Consider the following 23,040-nt stretch of genomic DNA (forward strand, 5'->3'; position numbering starts at 1 on the left):
GAAAAGCCAGGTTGATTCGCAAGTAAAGGAGAGGTAGCATGGGAAAATATTTTGGAACGGATGGCGTAAGAGGGATAGCGAATAAGGAGCTCACCCCCGAAATGGCGTTCAAGTTGGGACGCTTCGGCGGCTATATACTGACAAAGGAAACAAAAAAGCCGCGGATTCTTATTGGAAGAGATACCAGGGTCTCCGGCCCGATGTTGGAGAGTGCACTGGTCGCAGGGCTTCTCTCCATCGGAGCGGAAGTAATGCGCCTTGGCGTCATCTCTACTCCTGGTGTTGCTTATCTGACGAAAGTGACAAGCTCACAGGCTGGGGTAATGATTTCCGCATCCCATAACCCTGTAGAGGATAATGGGATTAAATTTTTTGGCCCGGACGGTTTTAAACTATCAGATGCGCAGGAAAATGAAATAGAAAGCTTGTTAGACGGGGAGGATGATCTGCCTCGGCCGGCAGGAGAAGATATAGGAGTCATCAATGATTACTTTGAGGGCGGCCAGAAGTATCTCTCTTTTCTTAAAGATACTATTGATAATGATTTCGAAGGCATGCAGATTGCCCTCGACTGTGCCCATGGCGCCACTTCAGGCTTGGCCACCCATTTGTTTGCCGACTTGGAAGCAGATGTCTTTACAGTCGGCTCTTCCCCAGATGGCTTGAATATCAATGATGGGGTCGGTTCTACTCATCCAGAGACATTACAGGCCTTTGTAAAAGAAAAAGGAGCGGATGTGGGCCTTGCCTTTGATGGGGATGGGGACCGCCTGATTGCTATCGATGAAAAAGGTAATATTGTTGATGGGGACCAAATCATGTTCATATGTGCCAAACATATGAATTCCAAGGGAATGCTTAAGGATCATACGGTTGTGTCGACAGTAATGAGTAATATTGGTTTTTATAAGGCATTAGAGGAGCATGGCATGCGGAGCGATAAAACAGCGGTTGGTGACCGCTATGTCATGGAGGAAATGCGTAAGGGCGGCTATAACCTAGGTGGAGAGCAGTCCGGGCATATTATCTTCCTGGATTGTATTACCACTGGTGATGGTATGTTGTCTGCACTCCAGCTGGTGAATGTCATGAAAGAAACTGGTAAGCCGTTGTCGGAGCTTGCAGGTGAAATGAGCATCTATCCACAAGTCCTGAAGAATGTTAAAGTGATTGATAAGCAAGAAGCACTTTCAAATACCCAGATTCAAGAGGAGATTGAAGCTGTTGAGAATGAACTCGGCGACCAAGGCAGGGTGCTTGTCCGCCCTTCTGGCACGGAGCCGCTCGTTAGGGTAATGGTGGAAGCACCTACAAAAGAAGAATGTGAGAAGTATGCTGAGCAGGTAGCTGAAGTTATTGACCGCCTCCTGGGTGTAAAGGAATAATTTTCCATCATACCGTTTTCCTTTAGGGAAAACGGTATTTCTCTGTTATGAAATTGCAAAATAGGGCATTGTTAAGACCTTGCTTCGTTAGCTCGGCTATGTCTCAGGGGCCTAAGCCAGCGAAGAAATTCTTGTCAGGGGAACGGCTTTTTTCGTTTCTGCATAGGTTATGTATACCAGCCCTGTGAAAAAGTATTGACCAACTTGAACACTATCAAGTAAAATGAAGTGAGCTCTTGACCCAAGTTTAATCTATTGTAATTTGAGGTAAACTTAGAGGGCTGGCATTTTTATTTAAAGGCAGAAAGGAGCATTGTGTCTTATCGGTTTTAAAAAGCGCCAGGACTATTTCCTGATCGGTAAAAGGAAATAGTTGACGAGGTGGAGGCTAATCGAGTTTTCGGCGGATTCCTCCCGGTTGGGCATCTCAACCGATATGCTTTTTCCTTAAAACAATAAGGTGACTTATTGGCCAAGAGGGAAAGCAAGGTGCTAACTAATTAAACAATTTTTTAATACGGGAAAGGGGCAATAGAACGCCCCTGGTAATATTGCGTTTGTTGCCCCTTGTGCGAAGGAGGAACAACAATATGTGCGGAATTGTAGGATATATTGGAATAAATGATACAACAGAGGTTTTATTGAATGGGCTTGAAAAGCTGGAGTACCGCGGGTATGACTCTGCCGGGATTGCTGTATTAAATGATGAAGGTCTTAATTTGACCAAAGTAAAGGGAAGGATTGCCGCATTACGTGAAAGTGTGGATGCGTCTAATCACGCGACAATGGGAATAGGTCACACACGCTGGGCTACACATGGAGTGCCGAGTGAAGAAAACGCTCATCCTCATCAAAGTTCATCAGGCAGGTTTACCTTGGTTCATAATGGTGTTATTGAAAATTATCAGGACATAAAGAAGGAATTCCTTGCAGAGACAGATTTTGTGAGTGAGACAGATACAGAAATCATTGTCCAGTTGGTAGAGAAGCTTTATGAGAAATATGAAAACACCGCGGAAGCTTTCCGCCAGACGATGAAACTTTTAAAAGGTTCATATGCCATTGCCATGATTGACGCAGAAGATCCTGAAACGTTCTATGTATCTAAGAATAAGAGTCCGTTGCTTGTAGGAATAGGCGATGGTTTCAACGTGGTAGCAAGTGATTCCATGGCCACTCTGAAACTGACAAACCAGTATCTCGAGATTGAAGACAAAGAAATTGTACTTGTCAGCAGAAGTCAAGTTGAGATTCAAAAGCTTGACGGCCAAGTGGTGGAACGGACACCATTCACCGCTGAAATAGATGCCAGTGACACGGAAAAAGGAACCTATCCGCATTTCATGCTAAAGGAAATTGATGAGCAGCCGATCGTTATGCGTAAAATCATTCGTGAATATCAGAATGGTGACAATCAAATAAAGCTTGATAAGGATATCCGTAAAGCTATGCAGGATACAGACCGTGTATATATTATTGCAGCAGGAACCAGTTATCATGCAGGACTCGTAGGTAAGGAATTCATGGAAAAGCTGGCGAATATCCCGGTCGAAGTGCATGTAGCTAGTGAATTCTCTTATAATATGCCACTACTTTCTGAAAAGCCGCTGTTTGTATTTATTTCTCAAAGTGGGGAAACAGCGGACAGCCGCAGCGTGCTTGTGAAGATCAAAGAACTAGGCCATCCGGCACTGACGATTACCAATGTGCCTGGATCCACCCTTTCCCGTGAAGCCGATTATACGCTTCATTTGCATGCAGGTCCGGAAATCGCTGTAGCTTCCACGAAGGCTTACACGGCTCAGATAGCAGTGCTTGCCATTTTGGCTGTTGATACGGCACAGGCCAAAGATCTTACACTCGATTTCGATCCGCTTCAAGAACTTGCATTGGTTGCTAATGCCATGGAGGTATTGACCGATCAGAAAGAAGAAGTGGAACAGCTTACAAGAGATTACCTGGCAACTACACGTAATGCCTTCTTTATCGGCCGGAGTGCTGATTACCATGTTTCCTTGGAGGGAGCATTAAAACTGAAAGAGATCTCCTATATTCAGGCGGAAGGATTTGCCGGTGGTGAATTGAAGCATGGCACCATTGCCTTGATTGAAGAGGGGACACCAGTGGTTGCTTTGGCGACACAGAAGAATGTAAATTATTCGATACGGGGAAATGTACAGGAAGTAGTAGCGCGTGGAGCAAATGCACTTGTCATTAGCATGAAAGGTTTGGAACAGGATGGTGATGCTTTCGTGCTGCCAAAGGTCCATGAACTGCTGACACCGCTTGTCAGTGTAGTACCTCTGCAGCTGCTTGCCTATTATGCTGCATTGCATCGTGACTGTGATGTTGATAAACCGAGAAACCTCGCCAAAAGTGTGACAGTCGAGTAAAGGAAAACCAATATAAAGTAAATGGTGGCTTTGAACTAAGGTCATGCCACCTTTTTGCCCCCTTGGATATTGATTATCTAAAGGGGGTTTTTTGTGTCGAAAAAGATATCCACATTGATAAGTGGATGAGCGAAGGAAATGCCCCATTTCCATATTAAAATTGAATATATGGAAGGTGAACGATACGGTGGAACCAAGCACGAAACTTTTATTATTAAGTTGCAATTTATTCAGATGGTTGAAATTAACTGTCAATTACGATAAGGTAATCATTATGAGTTTCCTCTGCTGATGCTTGTATTGCCAATGCTTCAAACGGTACTGTGCCGTCCTTCCTACGACGGTTTATTATGGAGAATTTTTATGTACATACATGAATGCTTGTTTAATTGGATCCTTTGATTTCCGTGTATCATAAGTAAGGAATCTTGTACAAAAAAATATAAAGGAGTTTTTAAACAATGAAAAGTATGATGAAAAAATTTTTACTATTCGCCGCAATTAGCAGTATGCTTGTATTGGCAGCATGTGCGGGAAATGAAACAGAGGATACAGAAGAAAATACCTCTGAGAATTATAGCGAAGCGGTAGACCATACGATTACAGGCATTGAGCCTGGAGCGGGAATTTCTGTGACAACGGAAAAAGCCATCGAGAAATATGAAGAATTGTCAGGATGGTCTGTAGAATTGTCTTCCACGGCGGCAATGATGTCAGAATTGGAAAAAGCAATTGATGATGAAAGCCCAATTATTATAACGGGATAAAATCCGCACTGGATGTTCGCCAAGTATCCCGATATGAAATATCTAGACGATCCAAAAAATATCTATGGCGATGCAGAAGGCATTCATACGCTAGCAAGGCTGGGCTTGGAAGAAGATAAGCCTGAAGCATACAAACTCATTGATCAGTTTGAGTGGGATGTTGAGGATATGGAAAGCATCATGTTTGAAGCCAATGATACTGGCGAGGATATTGAAGCAATAGCAAAGCGATGGGTGGAAGAAAATGAGGATAAAGTGGCTGAATGGACAGAAGGCGTTGCTGATGTAGAAGGTGTCGAGTTTGAACTTGTTTCCACTCCTTGGGATTCAGAGCGAGCTTCTTCTAGTGTGTTGAAAGAAGTGATGGAACAAAAAGGATTCGATGTTTCGGTGACACCTGTCGATGTGGCAATTATTTTTGAATCGGTTGCAAACGGAGATGCTGATGCGACTTTGGCTGCGTGGCTACCATACACACATAAAGATTTCTATGAACAGCACGAAGGCAACTTTACTGATCTCGGAGCAAATCTGGAAGGTGCCAAAATAGGTCTTGTTGTTCCAGAGTACATGGACATTGATTCGATCGAAGACTTAGAAGCAAAATAGAAAATTCTCTTTTCACTATTGGTAATAGCTATAATTTGGATAAGAGAGGGGGCATTCTAATATGGATGCCCCCCACTTGCTTTATATTTATGGAAACAGTTTCCGGTATATTTTTCTCGCATAATCCCGGAATCGTCTATTTTGATGCAGTTCCCTGTCTTGGACGAATTCCTCGAACTCCAGCTTATTCTGCAGCACATCTTTTTGAGGGGAGCCAGTTGCGGACACAAGAAGATCATTCATGGTAATATCCTTTTTCTTCTGATCTGTTTCCTCATCTATATAGCCGGCATTTTTTAAAATCTTGTAGCCCATTCTCAATTCTGGAGAGAGCCCTTGAAGGTCTTCTTTCAGATCCAAAGGCTTTCCTTTCCCTGGAAGGTCATCGAATTCTCCCTCGTCCATGGCCTTCTTAATTCTCTCCTCCACAAACATGTACATCCTGCTCCCTCCTTTCCTGTCCATATACCCTAGTATAACATGCCGGAAGGGCAGAGAAGGAAGCTCTCTAAAGGTTGAGGGAGGGTCAGCTTATGTATTCTAAAATAGCGCCAATAGCCTGTTCCCCTTCCATTTCCCACCTGCTTTTATTTCTTATCTGTCCATCTTTATCCAGAGGTTCTTGGAATTGATTCAGTCCTGTCGCAGCCAATAGTGATTGTTCATCTTTGTCAAGACCAAGATGTACTACGTGTTTGATGACAAATGGTGTTCCAAATTCAATATAGGCGTCATCCCGGTCCAATTCCCCCGACAATACATGAAAAGGTAAGCGGATGTATATGGTCTCTCCACCTTCTCTTGATAAAACGCCATCAAAAAACCCTTTATCATATTCCCAGCTTCCGCAAAGGGTATAGCCATTTTGCCCGAGTACCCGGCGTACATCACCAAAATAGGCCTTTTTCCCATCCATTTCTGTTTCCAATTTCAACATGTCCATCCACTCCTTCTTTAGACTTTACTATAGTATGGCCTGAAGCAATGGAGTGCATACTTTGACAAAGCTTCATCGGCAAGATGTTATACTGGTATAGAAGGAATTTTATCTAACGAATAAAGTGGTGAAGTAGATGTTAAAAGATACAGGAGAAAGAGTTATCCCCGAGAATATGAAGATTACCAATGGACTTCTGATGGAACACGTAGCCAGGTACCATTTTGCTGCAGAATATGTTTCCGGCAGGGTTTTAGACTTTGCCAGCGGCAGCGGCTATGGGGCCCATATTATCGCAAAATCCTGTAAACATAAAGTGAGTGAAGTTGTTGGGGTGGATCGAGATAAGGATGCAGTTACATACGCGAGAGGGACTTATTACCATCCTCTTACCACCTTTCTGGAAGGGGATGTGACCGATCCGGCGCTGCCCGGAGAATTAGGGAAGTTTGATTTTATCCTCAGTTTCGAGACGATAGAACATATAGCTGAAGAGGAAATGTTCCTCTCCAATATTTATCAGATGCTTAAGCCTGGAGGCACTCTGATTCTCTCCACGCCGTTTGGAGAGGGGAGAGGCAAACCGTGTGGGCAGACTTTTCATGTACATCAGTTGAAAGTAGAAGAATTCCATGAGCTATTTGATTCGTATAAGGAAACGGAGTTTTTTGTACAAAAGGGAGTGCTGATTCAACCGGCCAGCGTGACAGAAGAAAGGGATTACCCGCTTGGAATAGCCGTTTGTAGAAAATAATGAAAACAGGAGAATGATTTATGAAGGAGTATCAGTATGAGGAGATGCTTAACATCAACACTGCCGGAGAGCAACAGGGATATCCCCGTTCCCTGCATTACCATCCGTATGAGCCCACCCCCTACAGCGCTCTGGAGGCATTGTTCAGCCGCTATGAGGTTAAACGTACGGATCGCGTGGTAGACTTTGGCTGTGGGAAGGGGAGATTAAGCTTTTTCATTCACTATTATTGCCAAGCCAACGTTGTTGGGGTGGAAATGAATGAGACTTTCTACCAGGACGCCCTTAAAAATAGAAGCTGCTATAAGAAAAGGAATCAGGCTGGAACTATTGAATTCTATCAGGGTCTTGCCCAGGAATATCCGATTAACCCACATGATAACCGTTTCTACTTTTTCAATCCTTTTTCACTTAAAATCTTTATCCAGACTGTCCAAAATATCTTGGTTTCTTTGGAGAGGTATTTCCGGAAGGTGGAATTGATTCTATATTATAGTACGGAGGAGTATATGTTTTACCTGGATAACAATACCCCTTTTGAATTGAAAAAGGAAATTCCCCTCCCTGGACTCAATAGTAAGGACCCATATGAAAGGTTCTTGATCTACAGCCTGCCTTATCTGTAATTGCACTCGGACGCCTCCCGTTCAGGCTTATTGTTGTTTTAAAGAGGCTGGGACAAACGGCGTCGAGGCTGCCTGAATCTCTTTTGAGTTAAACCGTTTAATGGTGTCCCAGCCCCTTTATAATGAATGGTGTTCAATTATTTCCTTGAATTCGGACCAATCGGTAATTCTGGGGATATGCGTAATATGCCGATTATAGGTTTGGTCTTTCAGGAATAGCTTGATAGGAATCTCGGAAAGTGTTTCTATCACTTCTGGCTTATCATCTATATAGTAATCCAATTCCAGCTCTTTAATGGTATGAATCTTTTGCTCATCCTTCATTCCGTAAAAGAAGCGGCTGTCCTCGACAGGGAATCCCCTTTCCTTCATCCACTCCTTGGTTCTTTCCCCGTGGTCTTTGGGGCGGGCAGTAATATAATAGACTTCATGCCCAGCTTCGGCAAGCTCCTGCAGAAGTTCTAAAGCTCCCGGAAAAGGGGGGCAGTCCGTATAATAGATTTCGTCTCGTGTATCCATCCACATTTGCTTTCCCTCTTCATCGTCCATTCCAAAGGGTTCATGTATTTCCAGCCTGTCCAGCTCCAAGAACTTCTCCCTTGGTATCTCTTTCTTAAGTTTCCGATTATATAAATGGAAGGCATGTTCCCGCAAGTTGATCAGCGTATCATCAATATCAAACCCAATTCTCATCCTTTCACCCTCCTGCTCTTTTATGTTGGCGATCCTATTACTTTAGCTATCTTTCTTGTATACGGGATACCCGGAGAAACGAAAATCCTTGCCTACTTTTTGTATTTCCGTACCGGTCAGTTCAATGGCGTCTTCCATCTTTTCGACACCATTGCCCTCCAAGAAGGTTGGAGCATCCTTGCCGCCGACAAGTTTGGGAGCGAAATAGAGGATGACTTTGTCAATCAGCCGGTTCTGGAGGAAAGAAGCATTGATATTTCCTCCGCCTTCAATGAATAAGGAGGATATCCCTTTTTCTCCAAGGATAGATACTGTCTCTTCAATATCTACTTTTTTGCGCCCGCTGGTTTCTATAACGGTGATCCCCCGCTTTTCTAGTTGTTCCCGTTTTGCTTTGTCGTAACTTTGGCTAGTGAAAATCCAAGTTTCTGCCTTTTTATCGGCGACCACTTGGTAATTTAAAGGTACTTTCAAGGATGAGTCTATCACGACCCGGAGCGGGTTACGGCCATTGGGTATTCTTGCAGTCAAGGCTGGATCGTCTTTTAATACGGTGTTGATCCCGACAAGTATGGCCATGTTTTCACTGCGAAGACGATGGACATCAGCTCTTGCATCTTCCGAGGTAATCCATTTACTGCTGAGTGAATGAGTAGCTACTTTTCCATCCAGTGAAATTCCGGATTTCATCGTAATGAACGGCTTTTTCTCCAGAATGAACTTGTTAAAAACCTCATTCATTTCCCGTGCCTGCTGTTCGTGAACCCCAATGACCACTTCAATGCCGGCATCCTTCAATATTTTAACTCCATTACCGGCCACAAGGGGATTGGGATCCAATGTAGCTATTACAGCCCTTTTGATCCCCGCCTCAACCAAAGCTTCGGCACATGGGCCTGTCCTGCCATGGTGCGAGCAGGGTTCGAGTGTGACATAAATGGTGCCTCCATATGCATGTTCCCCTGCCATACGGAGCGCATGGATTTCTGCGTGGGGTTCTCCTGCTTTCAAGTGTGTGCCCACTCCGACTATCTGATTATGGTTCACGATGACAGAACCCACCAGCGGGTTGGGATCGGTCTGTCCTTTCATTGCCTTGGCATTATTCAATGCAAGGTTCATATAGAATTCATGTTCAGTCATTGGGACAAGTCCTTTCTTCTTCTATATGGCCGGATTTACTCACCTTGGTTTGTAGATACTTTCTATTATACTCGGAGATATCTCCCCAAAGAGGGGTGCGCCCGGATACAGCTAAGCCGGCATCTTCCATAGCTTCCAATTTCAGCGGGTTGTTGGTAATTAACGTTACCGGCTTGGTGCGCAGCCTCTTCAAGACTTGGATGGCATCCTCATAGTTGCGGGCATCGTTAACAAACCCAAGGCTCTCATTAGCCTCCACCGTATCGTAGCCATTTTCCTGAAGCACATAAGCCATTGCCTTGCTGAATAGGCCTATTCCCCGTCCTTCATGATTGGCAAGGTAGAATAGTGCTCCTGCTCCGTGTTCCTTAATTTTCAACATGGATTCCTTCAATTGGAAGCCGCAGTCACATCGCTTACTGCCGAATATGTCTCCGGTATGGCAGATCGAGTGCATACGAATAAGCGCCTCGTCTGCTTCACTGAAATCTCCATAAACCAGTACACTTGATTGTTGATATTCCGCAAGGTTCGCGGAAGCCAGCCGGTCAATGATTTTCTCATAATCCTCTGTCACTTCTTCATAGTTCAACCAGCAATACCATTGAAAAACGGTGGTCTCTCCATAAAGATTGACCGGAAGCTGAATAGGCCCGACCAGATAAATAGCCGCATCTTTATGCTTAATCAGCTGTATTTTATCTTTTAACACAGAAAATGCTTCTGAAGCCATTTTAAGTTCCATGGTTATTTCCCCCTTCATTTATCTCTTAGTATAGTTAATTCCTCGGATATCATCAATTTTTCATTCTTAAAAGATATGTTTTAAGGGTGTAAGCCACAGTCATTCGTGGTATAGATAGGAGGATGGGTCCGTCGGCAGCCGGAAGTACATTTGCAGGTTGAACGTGTATGTGGACGGTTGGGGTTTTTTTGATAAAGTTTCACTTGATTGTCAAAGTCTCATTGGCAATCTGTGATAAAATAGGCATACAGTAAGGAGCAGATATATAAGAGATGCATTGTTGATAAAGGATACCTTAGATTAGATTTGACGGTAAAACTTAACATATTCACTTGCTCAGTACTGAATTTGTTGACTTATAAATAGGGAGGTCTATTATTGTGGAATTCGATACAGTCATGATGAGCCGTCTTCTAACCGGAATGACGCTAGCCTTTCATATTATTTTTGCCACTATCGGGGTGGGTGTTCCACTGATGATTGCCATCGCCGAATTTATCGGCATACGGAGGAAAGACCCCCATTATCTAATGATGGCCCGGAGATGGGCACGTGGTTTTATTATAACTGTTGCTATTGGTGTAGTAACAGGAACGGCGATTGGTCTGCAATTGTCGCTTGTATGGCCTAATTTCATGCAGCTGGCAGGTAATGTAATAGCATTGCCTCTATTTATGGAAGTATTCGCCTTTTTCTTCGAGGCAATTTTCCTGGGAATTTATTTGTATACTTGGGATAGGTTTAAGAACCCTTATACACATTGGGCATTGAATATACCGGTTGTGCTGGGGGCGGGAATGTCCGCAGTATTTATCACAACGGTGAACGGGTTTATGAACCAGCCTGAGGGTTTTGCCATAGAAAACGGCCAATTTGCAGCGGTAAATCCGATTGCGGCAATGTTGAACACCGCAACACCAACGAAGGTATTCCATGTCCTAAGCTCTGCTTATTTGACTGCTGCTGCATTGCTGGCTGCAATTACTGCCTTTTTTATTTTAAAGAAGAAGGCTACTGATTATCATAAGAAAGCATTGAAAATGACCGTAACGCTTGTTTTTATATTTGGTGTTCTAACTGCCTTGGCGGGAGACTTATCAGCGAAGTTCCTTGCAGAGCATCAGCCGGAGAAGCTGGCGGCAGGTGAATGGCATTTTGAAACTGAGGAGAATGCTGACCTGGTCCTGTTCGGCTGGCTGGATGGGGAGGAACCTCAGGGGGCGATCCGGATACCGGGGGCATTAAGTTTTCTGGCGTTTGGAGACTTTAATGCAGAAGTAATCGGGCTTGAAGAATTTCCGGAAGAAGAGATACCGCCTCTCTGGATCCACTATATGTTTGATCTGATGGTTACCATAGGCGGCGCTCTAGTTATCATTCCTTTGCTTTATTTGATTGTTAGCAGGGTTAAGAAGTGGAACGAGTATAATAAAGGGCTCCTTTGGATGATTGTAGCCACTGGCCCGCTTGCATTTCTTGCTATTGAATTCGGCTGGTTCTATGCAGAGGTAGGCCGTCAGCCGTGGATTCTGAGGGGGTACATGACAGTGGAGGAAGCAGCAACTACATCTCCGTATATTGGACTGATGTTCTTCCTGTTTATGGCTCTGTATATCGTGCTTGGTACATTATGTGTCGTGACGCTAAGAAAACTGTTCCGGGATAATCCTGCTGAATTAGAATTGGAGAAACATTATCCCAACCTCGAAAAGGGGGATGACTAATGAGCTATGAAATTATTGGAATATCCGTTTTATGGATATTCTTATACGGTTACCTGATTGTTGCCTCTGTGGACTTCGGCGCCGGCTTTTATGCTTGGTATGCCAAGGCAACCAAGAAAGACCATATAATTAATCAGCTGATCTCCAGATATCTTTCTCCTGTATGGGAAATTACGAACGTATTTTTTGTCTTTTTCTTTGTCGGCATTGTCGGGTTCTTTCCCGACACCGCCTATTATTATGGTACAGCCCTTTTGGTTCCGGGCAGTATCGCACTTGTTCTGCTGGCAATTAGGGGGTCTTTTTACGCCTTTGAAAATTACGGATCGAAGCAGAGTAATGTCTACATGTTCCTATACGGGGCAACCGGACTGTTGATTCCTGCGTCACTTGCAGTGGCTCTAACTCTTTCGGAGGGCGGATTTATTGTCGAAGAAGGAAATTCCGTTTCCTTGAGATATTTGGAATTGTTCTCCAGCCCACTGTCTTGGAGTATCGTCGGCCTCGCCCTCGTCTCTGTGCTGTTTATCAGCGCGGCATTCTTGACATTCTATGCCGACAGGGCAAATGACCAACCAGCATTGAAGCTGGTCCGGGGCTACGCCTTGTTCTGGAGCACTCCGACCATTATTGCGGCATTGACGGCATTCATCTTCTTGAGTCAGCATAATGAGAGGCATTTCGACAACATGATGGATCTATGGTGGATGCTTGGACTGTCGGTGGCATTTTTCATGGCTGCCATGTTGTTGCTATACTCAGGAAAGAACTATGGGTTGGCATTCTTTTTCGTGATGCTCCAATTCTTCTTTGCCTTCTTTGCTTATGGAATTGGCCACTACCCATATATCCTTGATCCGTATATTACCATTCATAACAGTTCCACCCATGAATCGATGGGATTGGCGCTGGTTATTGCCTTCATCGGGGGACTTGTATTGCTTATTCCATCTTTAGTTCTTGTATTCAAATTGTTTTTATTTGATGCTGACTATGTCAAAGGCAAGAAGTAAATATATGGAATCCTCCCTCGACGATATTTTCTCTTTGGGGATTCCAATGAATTTTTAAAGCAGGGATTTATATGTTAGTCTTTTTAGACACAAACTACCTATATTTAGGTTAGGAGATAAAAAATGAATGAATTGAAAAACAGACTCTCTGCCCAGAGAAGAAGCATGATATCGCTTCTTCTCTTCTCTGTATTATTAGGATTCCTGGCTATTCTTCAAGCATACTTTCTTGTTAGTGCCGTTGATCTGGTATTTCTGAAGGAAGCTGTATTTTCAGATATTCTTATGGTGCTGATAGGATTGTTCATTGTTCTGCTGGCCAGAACGGCCGTTAGTTATTGGAATGGCCGAACCGGGATAAGGATGGCATCCAAAGTGAAAGCTGATCTTCGAAGGGAACTCTTGAATCGCTTTTCTACCAGTCCTGTCCAGTCTTCTGTCAGTGGACAGTCGGGACGCAAAGTGAGTGTTATGCTGGACGCAGTAGATGAAGTGGACAGTTATTTCAGTGAGTATATTCCACAAGTGTTCCAAGCCTCCATTATTCCAGTGTTTGTACTCATTGCGGTTTTCACCCAGCATGTTAATTCAGGTTTGATCATGCTCATTACTGCACCGTTCATACCTGTTTTTATGATCGTGATCGGCATCCAGACGAAAAAGAAATCGGAGGAGCAGCTGGAGAAGATGGCCGCCTTCTCCGGACAGTTCTTGGACAAGTTGCAGGGGTTGACGACTCTTAAACTATTTGGAAAAGCAAAACGGCAGAAGGATGAAATAGAGAAAGGCAGTATTGGTTTTCGTGAAGCCACCATGGAGATTTTGAAGATTGCCTTTATGAACTCTTTTGCTCTTGAAGTGATTACGATGTTGAGCATCGGCCTCGTTGCATTGGAATTGGCAATACAGCTGATCATTTATGAAAGTATTGCATTTTTCACCGCCTTCTTCGTGCTTCTGCTCGTTCCCGAGTTCTATAATTCATTGAAGGATTTGGGAAATGCCTTTCATAATGGAAAAAGCAGTATGGGAGCAGCAGCTAAAATTCAGGAAGAGCTTGATCAATACGGAGAGAATGGTGGATGGGAAAGCTTGCAGTTTAACGGAGATGGAGCACCGGCAATCCAACTGGATGATATATCTTTCAGTTATGGGGAGGAGCGTTTTGCCCTTCGGAACATCAACGCCTTCTTACCACCTGGCAGTCAAGCCGCTATTGCTGGAAAAAGCGGCTCGGGGAAAACAACTCTGCTGCATTTGATTGCGGGTTTAGTCACTCCTGATGAGGGACATGTCCAAGCTGATGGAAACCCATTATCCGCCTATCAGGAAAAAGAGTGGTTCAACCGTTTAAGCTATATTACACAGCACCCCTATATATTTTCAGGCACCATACGGGAGAATATTGCCATTGGGGCTAATGGGAATCCATCCGAAGAGCATATTAAGATGGCCGCTAAACAGGCAGGCTTATCTAAAATGATTGAAGAGTTGGAACATGGATATGATACACCTGTCGGCGAAGCCGGAAGGGGATTGTCGGGCGGTGAGAAGCAGCGTCTCGCTCTCGCCAGAGCCTTTTTGAAAAAGCCATCGGTCATATTGTTTGATGAACCTACAACCGGGCTTGACCTGTATACGGAACAGATATTGCAGGCGTCCATTGATGAACTTGCAGAGCATGCCACCATTATTACGGTCGCACACCGCCTTCATACGATCCGGAATGCAGATATCATCCTGTTTCTAGAAGATGGAAAGGTGGCCGCTTCCGGGAATCACGATAAATTAATGGAAACATCTCCAGCATATAAAGCAATGGTGACTGCGCAGCAAGGGGGACAGCAATCATGAAGGAACTACGGAAGGTTACCCGACTGATGTTTATGGAGAAAAAAGATATTCTCATTTCTATTGTTGCCGGGTTTATAGCCGGAATAGCGGCAGTAGGGTTGTTTTCAGCCAGTGGATACTTGATTTCCAAGGCCGCTCTTGCTCCGCCTTTATATGCATTGATTGTGCTTACTTCTACAGTGAAACTGCTTGGATTTGTACGGGCCATTGCCAGATATGCAGAGAGATATTTTTCGCACCGGGCTACATTCACCATTCTAAGCAATCTTCGGGTTGATTTCTTCCAAAGACTTGAACCCTTGGCACCGGGGATTTTTCAAAAGTACCGGAGCGGTGACCTGTTGTCGAGGATTGTCGGGGATGTGGAAAGTCTGCAGAATTACTTTTTAAGGGTCTTCTATCCTCCGATTGTCCTGGTCATGGTATTTATTGCAACTATACTGTTTACCGCCTATTTCTCTGTCTATATTGCGCTTGTCCTGCTCGCAGGTCTGATTCTGACTTTGTTTGTGATACCAGCCGTGTTTACAATCAGGCAGGAAAAAATAAATCAAGATGTCAGGGCAGAAAGAGGCGGCTTATCTACAGAAGTGACGGAATTGCTGTATGGATTGCGGGATTTAAAAGTCAACCAGAAGTTGGAAAAGAAGGAACATGAACTGCAACAATCCTCCTTAAGCTATATAAAGGAACAGGAGAACGAAGGGATTAATAGGATATACAATCAATCGGTTAATACATTTGTATCCTTACTCGTCTCTTGGGTAGTGCTTGGATTAGGTGCCTATCTGGTAACGGAAGAACAGTTGAATGGAATATTCCTGGCAATGCTTGTCATGATCTCACTGACCGTCTTTGAAGATTCCGGGCCAATGGCAGTATTCCCCATCCACTTACAGGACAGCAGAAGGGCTGCCAACCGCCTTTATTCCGTGGTAGGGGAGGCGAGGGAGGACATAGAGGCTCCCTCACTTGAGCTTTCTGCTAATGAGCCGCCTGGGATACGAATGAATCAGGTTTCCTTCAAGTTCCCGGGGGAATGGAGGAAATCCGTGGATGAAGTGACACTTACATTGGAGCCGGGATCTAAAACGGCAATTGTGGGTCCAAGCGGCTCAGGGAAGTCTACGATTCTGCAGCTGCTGCTGAAAATGGCCACGCCTCACCAGGGAGAGATCCAGCTGGATGGTATGTATATTGATCAGATCCGGCAGGAAAGTATCTGGCACAATGCAAGGGTGGTTCTTCAGGAAAATCATTTATTTTACGGAACCATTCGGGACAATTTGCGTCTGGCCGGTGACGACCTGAGTGATGACCAGTTGGAGCAGGCATTGGAGAAAGTGAAGCTGAGCCATTTTTCCCTTGATGCGCACGTATTTGAAAAGGGGGAAAATCTGTCCGGCGGAGAAAAGCAGCGCCTGGCGATAGCCAGATCGATGCTGAAAGGCGGACATTTTTGGCTGCTTGATGAGCCGACATCTTCTGTGGATGCCTTAACGGAAAAACATATTCATGAAAAGATTTTCGAACAGGCCGGGCAGGATACAATAGTTCTGGTCAGCCATCGACTCGCCGGTCTGGAAAAGATGGATCAGATTATTGTAATGGAAAGTGGAAAAGTCATTGAGTCGGGAACTTTTGACGAATTGATGACACGGCAGGGTTATTTTTATCAAATGAAAGAAATTGAAAAAGATCTACTCTGAGATGTTCATTTATATATCCGTTAAAAAATGGCTGCCCAGATAAAAATGGGCAGCCATTTTTTATTTATATCTGGACCCAAAGAGGTTTTTTCCATACCGCTAATTCATATGGGCGAATGAAGGTGAACTCCCCTTTCAATTCCCTCTGTTCCTGTTTTCGGCTGTGGTCATTGGTTACAGCTAGCTGCCAACTTCCAGGGGAAGGGAGATGGATATCAAATGTCTGATTGACAGGGTTCACAAAAATAGCAAAATCCTCGCCATCTCCAAGGAGTGTGTAGCCGAACACGGTATGTGGTTCTTCAAGTATATGCAAACGCTTGCGAATTTCTGCTTTTGAGCTCATCCGAAACACAGGATATTTCTTCCGCAAAGCAATCAATTGTTTTACAAAATCTATATAATGATTTTCTTTATCTCTTATCCGCCAATTGAGCTGGTTTACTTTATCGCCGGAGATATAGCTGTTTTCGTCCCCACCTTTGCTGCGGAACCATTCCTGGCCTGCGTGCAGAAAAGGCACGCCCTGGCTTAACAGCGTGAGTCCAGTAGCCAATTGATGAACTTTCTTCCTGTCTGATTCATCCATAAGTGGATTGGTAAGGATGAGACGGTCCCATAAGGTATGATTATCATGGCATTCCACATAATTAATGGTCTGGTCAGCCTCTGAGACAAAAGGTGCCCCAAATTCTTCCAAGGCAGAGGCTGATATGAGGTTGGGGAGCTTCTCGATATGTTTTCCTCCTCCATTTACATATCCTGTGTCTTTTGTATCAAACAGGCTTCCTTTCAAGGTGTCCCGGAATTGGTCATTGAAAAAGCGGATACCTGGCATTCGGTCCGAATTGAAGGAAGTGCTTTTCAGTTCATCAGGAAGAGCAGTTGGAAGGTTCCACCCTTCCCCAAGTAAAAAAACAGACTCCTTCTCACAGTGCCTTTGAATCAAATTCATGGTTTCGATGTCGATGACACCCATCAAGTCAAATCGGAAACCGTCCACCTCATACTCTCTCATCCAATAGTCTATGGTTTCCAAAATGAACTTACGGGCCATTGTCCTTTCACTTGCAAAGTCGTTCCCCACACCGGTGCCATTGCTTGGAGTACCGTCTTCATGATAGCGGAAGTAATACCCTGGCACCAACTTTTCAAAGGAAGAAGACTCCAAATCAAACACATGATTAAAGACCACATCGAGGATGACCCCAATCTTATGCTGGTGGAAGGCCTGCACCATTTCTTTGCACTCCTTGATCCGGGCTGCCGGATCATCTGGGGAGGAGGAATAGCTTCCTTCAGGGACTTGGAAATGCAATGGGTCATACCCCCAGTTGTAAGATTCATCAGGGTGAAGCTCATCTACCCTGGCGAAATCATTGACCGGCAGCAGCTGGACATGGGTACAGCCAAGTTCTTTGATATAGGAGATTCCTGTAGAGAGGCCTTTTTCACTTGTCGTATCTGCTTCGGCTAAACCGAGAAACTTCCCTTTGTGTTTCACGCCGCTTGCTTTATCACTGGTTGCATCTCTTACATGAAGTTCATAGATGATGGCATCCTGAAGTTTATCCAGCCTTGGCCTTGGATGCCTAGAAGCAGGCTTGGCTTGGGAAGGGTCCAGCACTACACTTTTCGTGCTATTAGGCAGTAATGCTTTGGCATAGGGATCAGTAGTTTTATGGATATGCCCACTGATCTCGACTTCATATTCATAAGGGGTCCCGTGCCAGTCTCCATTGACCTCCAATTGCCAAGTTCCTTTCTCCTTTCGGCTCATTGTCATGATGGTCTCGCCAAGGTGCAGCTTTACGGAATGGGCAGTGGGTGCCCAGACAGAAAACATGGTGGAGGTTGGCCTGTAAATAGCTCCAAGTTCCCTGTCGGCATCTGCGTAATTCTTTTCAAACCATTTCGTTCTGACGATCCTCCCGGAATAAACGGGGAGATGATACGTTCCCCAATTTAGCTCAAGATCTTCCCCGAGCGGGAGGGGATGAAGGAGGTAGAGCTGAACCGATGAATTACTCAGTCTATCCCCAACTTCTGCGGAGAAATATTGATCTTTTTCCTTCCAATGAACCCAGGGGCTTTCTTCCATCGGAATATAGGCTTCTTCATCGGTAAAGGTAACAGTAACAGTACAAACATCATCAATCCAAGCTGCAGGGATTTTCACCATGTTATCTCCTTCATTGTATTTAGTCCTTTCAGTATATGCTATTCTTCCTTTTTAAGGTAACTGTTTGAACTCTACATCGTATTTATATTTATCATATTTTCTTCCTTAGTAAAATAGCCATCTCCTGTAAAGGATAAACTATTTCTCGTCTTTTTTAGTTGTCTCGACAGTTGCTGACAATATAGAGCAGAACGTACAGAAAATGTCGAAAGAATTTTCAGACAAATAACCGTTATCCTCTTGAAAAGGCAGTCTGATGAATCTATAATTTACTTTATTCACACCACTTATCATGTTAATGAGTGCTGCTTACAAGGAGGAAGACATCTTGCTTTATAACCTGTCCGATGAGGATCTTTTTTTATTCCATCAAGGAACAAACTACCGGAGTTACAAATTATTAGGCTGCCATCCGCAGAAGTGGGAGGGAAAGATGGGCTACCGATTTGTAGTTTGGGCTCCCCATGCCGAGCGTGTAAGTCTTGTTGGAGACTTTAACGAATGGGAGGATAAAGGTCATGATCTGAGTAGGATAACCGATTCGGGGTTATGGGCTGGTTTTTTTACGGATATTTCTCCGGGCTTGCCTTACAAGTATGCGGTAAAGACCGCTGACGGACGTACCCTGCTGAAATCAGATCCATATGCTGTCCAGTCAGAATTGCGGCCTGCCACGGCCTCTGTCGTGCCTGGGAGGAAGCAATATAAATGGAACGACCAGGATTGGCAGGAGAATAGGGAAAGATATAACCCCTATAACTCCCCTATTTCTATCTATGAAGTACATATGGGTTCATGGAAAAAAAAAGAGGATGGGTCTTTTTACACGTACCGGGAACTGGCTGATGAACTGACAGCCTATGTGGAAGAAATGGGATATACACATGTAGAACTGCTGCCTCTAGCTGAACATCCATTTGATCTTTCTTGGGGATATCAGGCAACTGGATACTTTTCGGTGACCTCCAGATATGGCTCGCGAGAAGATTTTAAGTATTTCGTCGACGAATGCCATAGGAGAAACATCGGGGTAATCATGGATTGGGTGCCTGGGCACTTCTGTAAGGATGACTTTGGATTGAGGCAGTTTGATGGAAAGCCGTTGTATGAGTACGCCGATCCGAAAAAAAGCGAGAAGAAGGCATGGGGAACCCTGACCTTCGATTTTGGCAGGCCGGAAGTACAGAGCTTTCTAATTTCTAATGCGCTTTTTTGGATGGAAGAATATCATATTGACGGGCTGAGGGTGGATGCAGTCGCAAGTATGCTCCATCTGAATTTTGACCGTGGGGACGAAGAAGAGCCAATCTACAACTCTTACGGGGGAGAGGAAAATCTGGAAGCATTCGCTTTTATTCGGAAATTGAATGAGACGGTTTTCGAGTATTATCCGAATGCTTTGATGATGGCTGAAGACAGTTCAGACCTCCCGTTGGTGACGTCCCCTACTTATCTCGGAGGGTTGGGTTTCAATTTTAAATGGAATATGGGCTGGATGAATGACATGCTGGAATATATGGAAAAGGATCCAGTTCATCGGAAATGGCATCATCAATTGCTGACATTTTCTTATATGTATACCCATACAGAAAACTTTCTGTTGCCATTGTCACATGATGAGGTAGTGCACGGAAAAAAGTCCCTGCTTGATAAAATGCCGGGAGACCAATGGCAGCAATTCGCTAACCTGAGGCTGTTGTATGCCTATATGATTGCTCATCCAGGTAAAAGCCTGTTGTTTATGGGCGGGGAACTTGGCCAATATGCGGAATGGAAAGATAAAGAAGAAGTAGATTGGCATCTGTTGAAGTATCCGCTCCATCAGTGTGTCTGCCACTTTGTGAAAGAGCTGAACCATTTCTACCTTAAAAATCCTGAACTTTTTGAATTGGATCATCAATCCGAGGGGTTTGAATGGATAGATCCGCATAACCCCGATCAAAGTATTATTGCCTTTTTCCGTAGATGCTCGAAGGAATCCAATGAACTGGTGATTGTCTGCAATTTCACTCCTCAAGTGCATTACGATTATAAAATTGGAGTAAGGACTCCGGGCATATACGAGGAAATCTTCAATACCGACAGGGAGGAATATGGAGGTTCCGGCCAGTTGAATGGCGGGGAGCATCATAGCTTCATGGAGAAGTGGCATGGTCTGCCGCATCATATAAAAATCAAAGTGCCGCCATTAAGCATGGCGGTATTTAAAAGGAAAACTAATATTGTGGAGGAGGATGTGCATTGAAGGAATGTGTTGGAATGCTATTAGCTGGTGGAGAAGGCAAGAGGCTGGGGGCTTTGACCAGCAACCTGGCAAAACCGGCTGTACCTTTTGGAGGAAAGTATCGAATCATCGATTTTACGTTGAGCAATTGCGCCAATTCCCGTATTCAGATGCTGGGAGTGTTGACCCAATACTCTCCGCTAGAACTCCATCGCCATATTGGCGACGGAAAGCCTTGGGATATGTCCAGAAGAAATGGCGGGGTGACGGTTCTTTCACCATTCACAGCTAAGAATGGCGGTGATTGGTATTCCGGAACAGCAGATTCCATCTATCAAAACATCCACTTCATTGACCAGTATCAGCCCGAATATGTACTTGTCATCTCTGGAGACCATATCTATCAAATGGATTATACGGAGATGCTGGAAGAACACAAGCGAACTGGAGCGGATGCGACCATATCAGTGATTGAAGTTGGTTGGGAAGAAGCGTCGCGTTTTGGAATCCTGAATACTACCGACAGTTTGGAGATCTATGAGTTTGAAGAAAAGCCGGAATATCCCAAAAATAACCTTGCGTCCATGGGGATCTACATTTTCTCTTGGAAAAAGCTGCGGGATTATTTGATTCGCGATGCAAAAATGAATAGTTCCAGCCATGATTTCGGAAAAGATATCATCCCGGCCATGCTGGGCGGTGGCTGCCGCATGCAGGCCTATCGGTTTGAAGGATATTGGAAGGACGTCGGGACCATTCAAAGTTATTGGGAGGCCAACATGGACTTGTTGAGCGGAAGGGGCCTTTCCTTAAAGGATAAGAGATGGCGGGTCCATACTAAAGATGCCACATCACCTCCTGAATATATCGGGGAGGGTGCTATTGTTAGAAACTCGTTGATAAATTCTGGCTGCTGGATTTATGGAAGAGTAGAACGCTCAGTAGTGTTCCGGAACGTAGAGGTGGAGGAAGGTGCTGTTGTCAATGAATCCATCATCCATCCGCGAGCAAAAATAGGCAGAAATTCCGTTCTTGAACGGGTGATTGTCATGGAGGACACGGTTATACCGGAAGGGACATTTATACAGTCCCCAAGTAATGAAGAACCATTGGTGATTAATCAGGAGGTATTGGAAGAAAGGCTGACGTTGACGGGGGATGAAGTGTAATGAGTAAAATGATGGGACTAATCAATCTGGAACATGAATATCCAGTATTTAATGAATTGACGTATTTCCGTAATGCTTCCTCCATACCTTTTGGGGGGCGTTACCGCATGGTAGACTTTACCCTTTCAAATATGGTGAATTCCGAGATTGAAGAAGTAGCTATTTTCGTACGGAATAAATACCGTTCTTTGATGGATCACTTGGGGACGGGTGAAAACTGGGACCTTGACAGAAGAAGCGGAGGCTTATTCATCCTGCCTCCCGATTGGAATGATCCAAATGACCAATCAAGAGGAGATCTGCAATTTTTTCACAACAACAGGGATTACTTCAATAGAAGCAAGTCTGAATATGTACTGGTAAGCGGCAGCCAGTTTATTGCGAATACTGATTTCCAGGAGGCTTTTCAATTTCATATGGACCGCCAGGCGGATGTCACCTTAATTTCTGTGGAAGTAGATCCATTGAGGGAAGAGCATGATGCCTATCTTCGTGTGGAGGCAGATGATCTTGGGTGGGTAAGGAATCTTACCAAAGACAAAAATAATTCCTGTTTGTTCGCCGGCGTCTATATTATTCATAAGGATCTGTTGATGGAATTGGCGGATCAGTGCATTGCCTATCATAAGGATCATTTCTTTTTGCATGGAATCAAAGAAAATATTGGAGAGTTAAAGGTTCAGACCTACGAACATCATGGCTACAGTGCATTCGTCAACAATGTGGACAGTTACTATCAGCATAATATGAACCTTTTGGATGAGGAGAACTATCGAAACCTTTTCCATCAAAAGCATATCGTACGGACTAAAGTGTCAAACAACCCTCCAGTTGAATACAGTGGGCATTCAAAAGTAAGCCAGGCAATTATTGCCAATGGATGCACCGTTAATGGAGAAGTGGAGCGGAGCGTCCTTTTCAGGGGAGTATCCGTCCATCAGGGAGCGGTCATCAAAAACTCTATCATTATGCAACGCTGCAACATTGAAGAAGGAGTTTATTTGGAGAATGTAATAATTGATAAAGATGTTCATGTCAGGGCTGGTCAAAAACTGATTGGCTCTATTGAGAAACCGTATGTGATAGCGAAACGGCAGGTCATTTAGGAGAAAA

The 23,040-nt window shown here is 44.3% G+C and carries 18 protein-coding genes and 1 pseudogene; 13 read left to right on the forward strand and 6 right to left on the reverse strand.

Annotated features, from left to right (window positions below; translation table 11 throughout):
• Positions 1–38: 38 nt before the first annotated feature.
• From glmM to ACFODW_RS03520, 4 genes and pseudogenes are all read left to right on the forward strand, one after another.
• Positions 39–1,385, forward strand: a complete 1,347-nt coding sequence (gene glmM / locus ACFODW_RS03505) for a phosphoglucosamine mutase (protein ID WP_390303055.1) — start codon at positions 39–41, stop codon at positions 1,383–1,385.
• Positions 1,386–1,975: 590 nt separating this feature from the next.
• Positions 1,976–3,778, forward strand: a complete 1,803-nt coding sequence (gene glmS / locus ACFODW_RS03510) for a glutamine--fructose-6-phosphate transaminase (isomerizing) (protein WP_390303058.1) — start codon at positions 1,976–1,978, stop codon at positions 3,776–3,778.
• A 509-nt stretch (positions 3,779–4,287) separates the two neighbouring features.
• Positions 4,288–4,776 (forward strand): annotated as a pseudogene (locus tag ACFODW_RS03515) (glycine betaine ABC transporter substrate-binding protein); the annotation flags it as partial.
• Between the two features lie 24 nt (positions 4,777–4,800).
• Positions 4,801–5,154 (forward strand): glycine betaine ABC transporter substrate-binding protein, encoded by a 354-nt coding sequence (locus ACFODW_RS03520; RefSeq protein ID WP_390303321.1) that lies wholly within the window; start codon positions 4,801–4,803, stop codon positions 5,152–5,154.
• Between the two features lie 87 nt (positions 5,155–5,241).
• Here the strand turns inward: ACFODW_RS03520 and ACFODW_RS03525 are convergent, their stop codons facing one another.
• Together ACFODW_RS03525 and ACFODW_RS03530 are read right to left on the reverse strand one after the other, a co-directional pair.
• A complete protein-coding gene (locus ACFODW_RS03525; RefSeq protein WP_390303061.1) occupies positions 5,242–5,595 on the reverse strand; it encodes a DnaJ family domain-containing protein in 354 nt (117 codons plus the stop codon).
• Between the two features lie 85 nt (positions 5,596–5,680).
• Positions 5,681–6,091 (reverse strand): YugN family protein, encoded by a 411-nt coding sequence (locus tag ACFODW_RS03530; RefSeq protein WP_390303064.1) that lies wholly within the window; start codon positions 6,089–6,091, stop codon positions 5,681–5,683.
• A gap of 136 nt (positions 6,092–6,227) precedes the next feature.
• Between ACFODW_RS03530 and ACFODW_RS03535 the strand changes: the two genes are divergently transcribed.
• Entirely contained in the window at positions 6,228–6,845 is a 618-nt protein-coding gene (locus ACFODW_RS03535) for a class I SAM-dependent methyltransferase (protein ID WP_390303067.1), read from the forward strand.
• Positions 6,846–6,865: 20 nt separating this feature from the next.
• A complete protein-coding gene (locus ACFODW_RS03540; protein WP_390303070.1) occupies positions 6,866–7,471 on the forward strand; it encodes a methyltransferase domain-containing protein in 606 nt (201 codons plus the stop codon).
• A 117-nt stretch (positions 7,472–7,588) separates the two neighbouring features.
• On the opposite strand, the gene ACFODW_RS03545 is transcribed toward ACFODW_RS03540, so the two are convergent.
• The 3 genes from ACFODW_RS03545 to ACFODW_RS03555 are packed head-to-tail and all read right to left on the reverse strand — an operon-like array spanning position 7,589 to position 10,052.
• Positions 7,589–8,164 (reverse strand): 5' nucleotidase, NT5C type, encoded by a 576-nt coding sequence (locus tag ACFODW_RS03545; RefSeq protein ID WP_390303073.1) that lies wholly within the window; start codon positions 8,162–8,164, stop codon positions 7,589–7,591.
• A gap of 42 nt (positions 8,165–8,206) precedes the next feature.
• A complete protein-coding gene (gene ribD / locus ACFODW_RS03550) occupies positions 8,207–9,307 on the reverse strand; it encodes a bifunctional diaminohydroxyphosphoribosylaminopyrimidine deaminase/5-amino-6-(5-phosphoribosylamino)uracil reductase RibD (RefSeq protein ID WP_390303076.1) in 1,101 nt (366 codons plus the stop codon).
• Entirely contained in the window at positions 9,300–10,052 is a 753-nt protein-coding gene (locus ACFODW_RS03555) for a GTP cyclohydrolase II (RefSeq protein ID WP_390303079.1), read from the reverse strand. Before ACFODW_RS03555 ends, ribD begins: the two co-directional genes overlap by 8 nt.
• A 380-nt stretch (positions 10,053–10,432) precedes the next feature.
• Between ACFODW_RS03555 and ACFODW_RS03560 the strand changes: the two genes are divergently transcribed.
• The 4 genes from ACFODW_RS03560 (at position 10,433) to cydC (ending at position 16,352) form a co-directional block, all read left to right on the forward strand.
• Positions 10,433–11,776, forward strand: coding sequence for a cytochrome ubiquinol oxidase subunit I (locus ACFODW_RS03560; RefSeq protein ID WP_390303082.1), 1,344 nt, complete (start codon positions 10,433–10,435; stop codon positions 11,774–11,776).
• On the forward strand, positions 11,776–12,789 hold the full coding sequence (locus ACFODW_RS03565; protein WP_390303085.1) for a cytochrome d ubiquinol oxidase subunit II: 1,014 nt from the start codon (positions 11,776–11,778) through the stop codon (positions 12,787–12,789). Before ACFODW_RS03560 ends, ACFODW_RS03565 begins: the two co-directional genes overlap by 1 nt.
• A 123-nt stretch (positions 12,790–12,912) precedes the next feature.
• Complete coding sequence (gene cydD / locus ACFODW_RS03570) at positions 12,913–14,643, forward strand: thiol reductant ABC exporter subunit CydD (protein WP_390303087.1); 1,731 nt, start codon at positions 12,913–12,915, stop codon at positions 14,641–14,643.
• Complete coding sequence (cydC, locus tag ACFODW_RS03575) at positions 14,640–16,352, forward strand: thiol reductant ABC exporter subunit CydC (protein ID WP_390303090.1); 1,713 nt, start codon at positions 14,640–14,642, stop codon at positions 16,350–16,352. The genes cydD and cydC overlap by 4 nt, the downstream gene beginning before the upstream one ends.
• 64 nt (positions 16,353–16,416) lie before the next feature.
• Here the strand turns inward: cydC and pulA are convergent, their stop codons facing one another.
• On the reverse strand, positions 16,417–18,531 hold the full coding sequence (pulA, locus tag ACFODW_RS03580; protein ID WP_390303093.1) for a type I pullulanase: 2,115 nt from the start codon (positions 18,529–18,531) through the stop codon (positions 16,417–16,419).
• 301 nt (positions 18,532–18,832) lie between these two features.
• On the opposite strand from pulA, the gene glgB reads away from it, so the two are divergent.
• Genes glgB through glgD form a run of 3 tightly spaced genes read left to right on the forward strand, consistent with a single transcriptional unit; the run spans position 18,833 to position 23,033 of the window.
• Entirely contained in the window at positions 18,833–20,779 is a 1,947-nt protein-coding gene (gene glgB, locus ACFODW_RS03585; protein WP_390303096.1) for a 1,4-alpha-glucan branching protein GlgB, read from the forward strand.
• The gene (locus ACFODW_RS03590) at positions 20,776–21,927 is read left to right on the forward strand and encodes a glucose-1-phosphate adenylyltransferase (protein ID WP_390303099.1); all 1,152 of its coding nucleotides are present in this window, start codon (positions 20,776–20,778) and stop codon (positions 21,925–21,927) included. Before glgB ends, ACFODW_RS03590 begins: the two co-directional genes overlap by 4 nt.
• Entirely contained in the window at positions 21,927–23,033 is a 1,107-nt protein-coding gene (gene glgD / locus ACFODW_RS03595) for a glucose-1-phosphate adenylyltransferase subunit GlgD (protein ID WP_390303101.1), read from the forward strand. The genes ACFODW_RS03590 and glgD overlap by 1 nt, the downstream gene beginning before the upstream one ends.
• The last annotated feature ends 7 nt before the right edge of the window (positions 23,034–23,040 follow it).

The sequence above is a fragment of the Virgibacillus sediminis genome (assembly GCF_042643265.1).
Classification (GTDB): Bacteria; Bacillota; Bacilli; order Bacillales; family Amphibacillaceae; genus Virgibacillus_O; species Virgibacillus_O sediminis.

Coding starts and splice junctions, on each gene's coding strand:
- ACFODW_RS03545 (WP_390303073.1), bottom strand. CDS start 8,164: ATGAGAATTGGGTTTGATATTGATGATACGCTGATCAACTTGCGGGAA.
- ACFODW_RS03530 (WP_390303064.1), bottom strand. CDS start 6,091: ATGTTGAAATTGGAAACAGAAATGGATGGGAAAAAGGCCTATTTTGGT.
- ACFODW_RS03565 (WP_390303085.1), top strand. CDS start 11,776: ATGAGCTATGAAATTATTGGAATATCCGTTTTATGGATATTCTTATAC.
- ACFODW_RS03540 (WP_390303070.1), top strand. CDS start 6,866: ATGAAGGAGTATCAGTATGAGGAGATGCTTAACATCAACACTGCCGGA.
- glmS (WP_390303058.1), top strand. CDS start 1,976: ATGTGCGGAATTGTAGGATATATTGGAATAAATGATACAACAGAGGTT.
- ACFODW_RS03525 (WP_390303061.1), bottom strand. CDS start 5,595: ATGTACATGTTTGTGGAGGAGAGAATTAAGAAGGCCATGGACGAGGGA.
- cydD (WP_390303087.1), top strand. CDS start 12,913: ATGAATGAATTGAAAAACAGACTCTCTGCCCAGAGAAGAAGCATGATA.
- ACFODW_RS03535 (WP_390303067.1), top strand. CDS start 6,228: ATGTTAAAAGATACAGGAGAAAGAGTTATCCCCGAGAATATGAAGATT.
- glmM (WP_390303055.1), top strand. CDS start 39: ATGGGAAAATATTTTGGAACGGATGGCGTAAGAGGGATAGCGAATAAG.
- glgD (WP_390303101.1), top strand. CDS start 21,927: ATGAGTAAAATGATGGGACTAATCAATCTGGAACATGAATATCCAGTA.
- ACFODW_RS03555 (WP_390303079.1), bottom strand. CDS start 10,052: ATGGAACTTAAAATGGCTTCAGAAGCATTTTCTGTGTTAAAAGATAAA.
- cydC (WP_390303090.1), top strand. CDS start 14,640: ATGAAGGAACTACGGAAGGTTACCCGACTGATGTTTATGGAGAAAAAA.
- glgB (WP_390303096.1), top strand. CDS start 18,833: ATGAGTGCTGCTTACAAGGAGGAAGACATCTTGCTTTATAACCTGTCC.
- ribD (WP_390303076.1), bottom strand. CDS start 9,307: ATGACTGAACATGAATTCTATATGAACCTTGCATTGAATAATGCCAAG.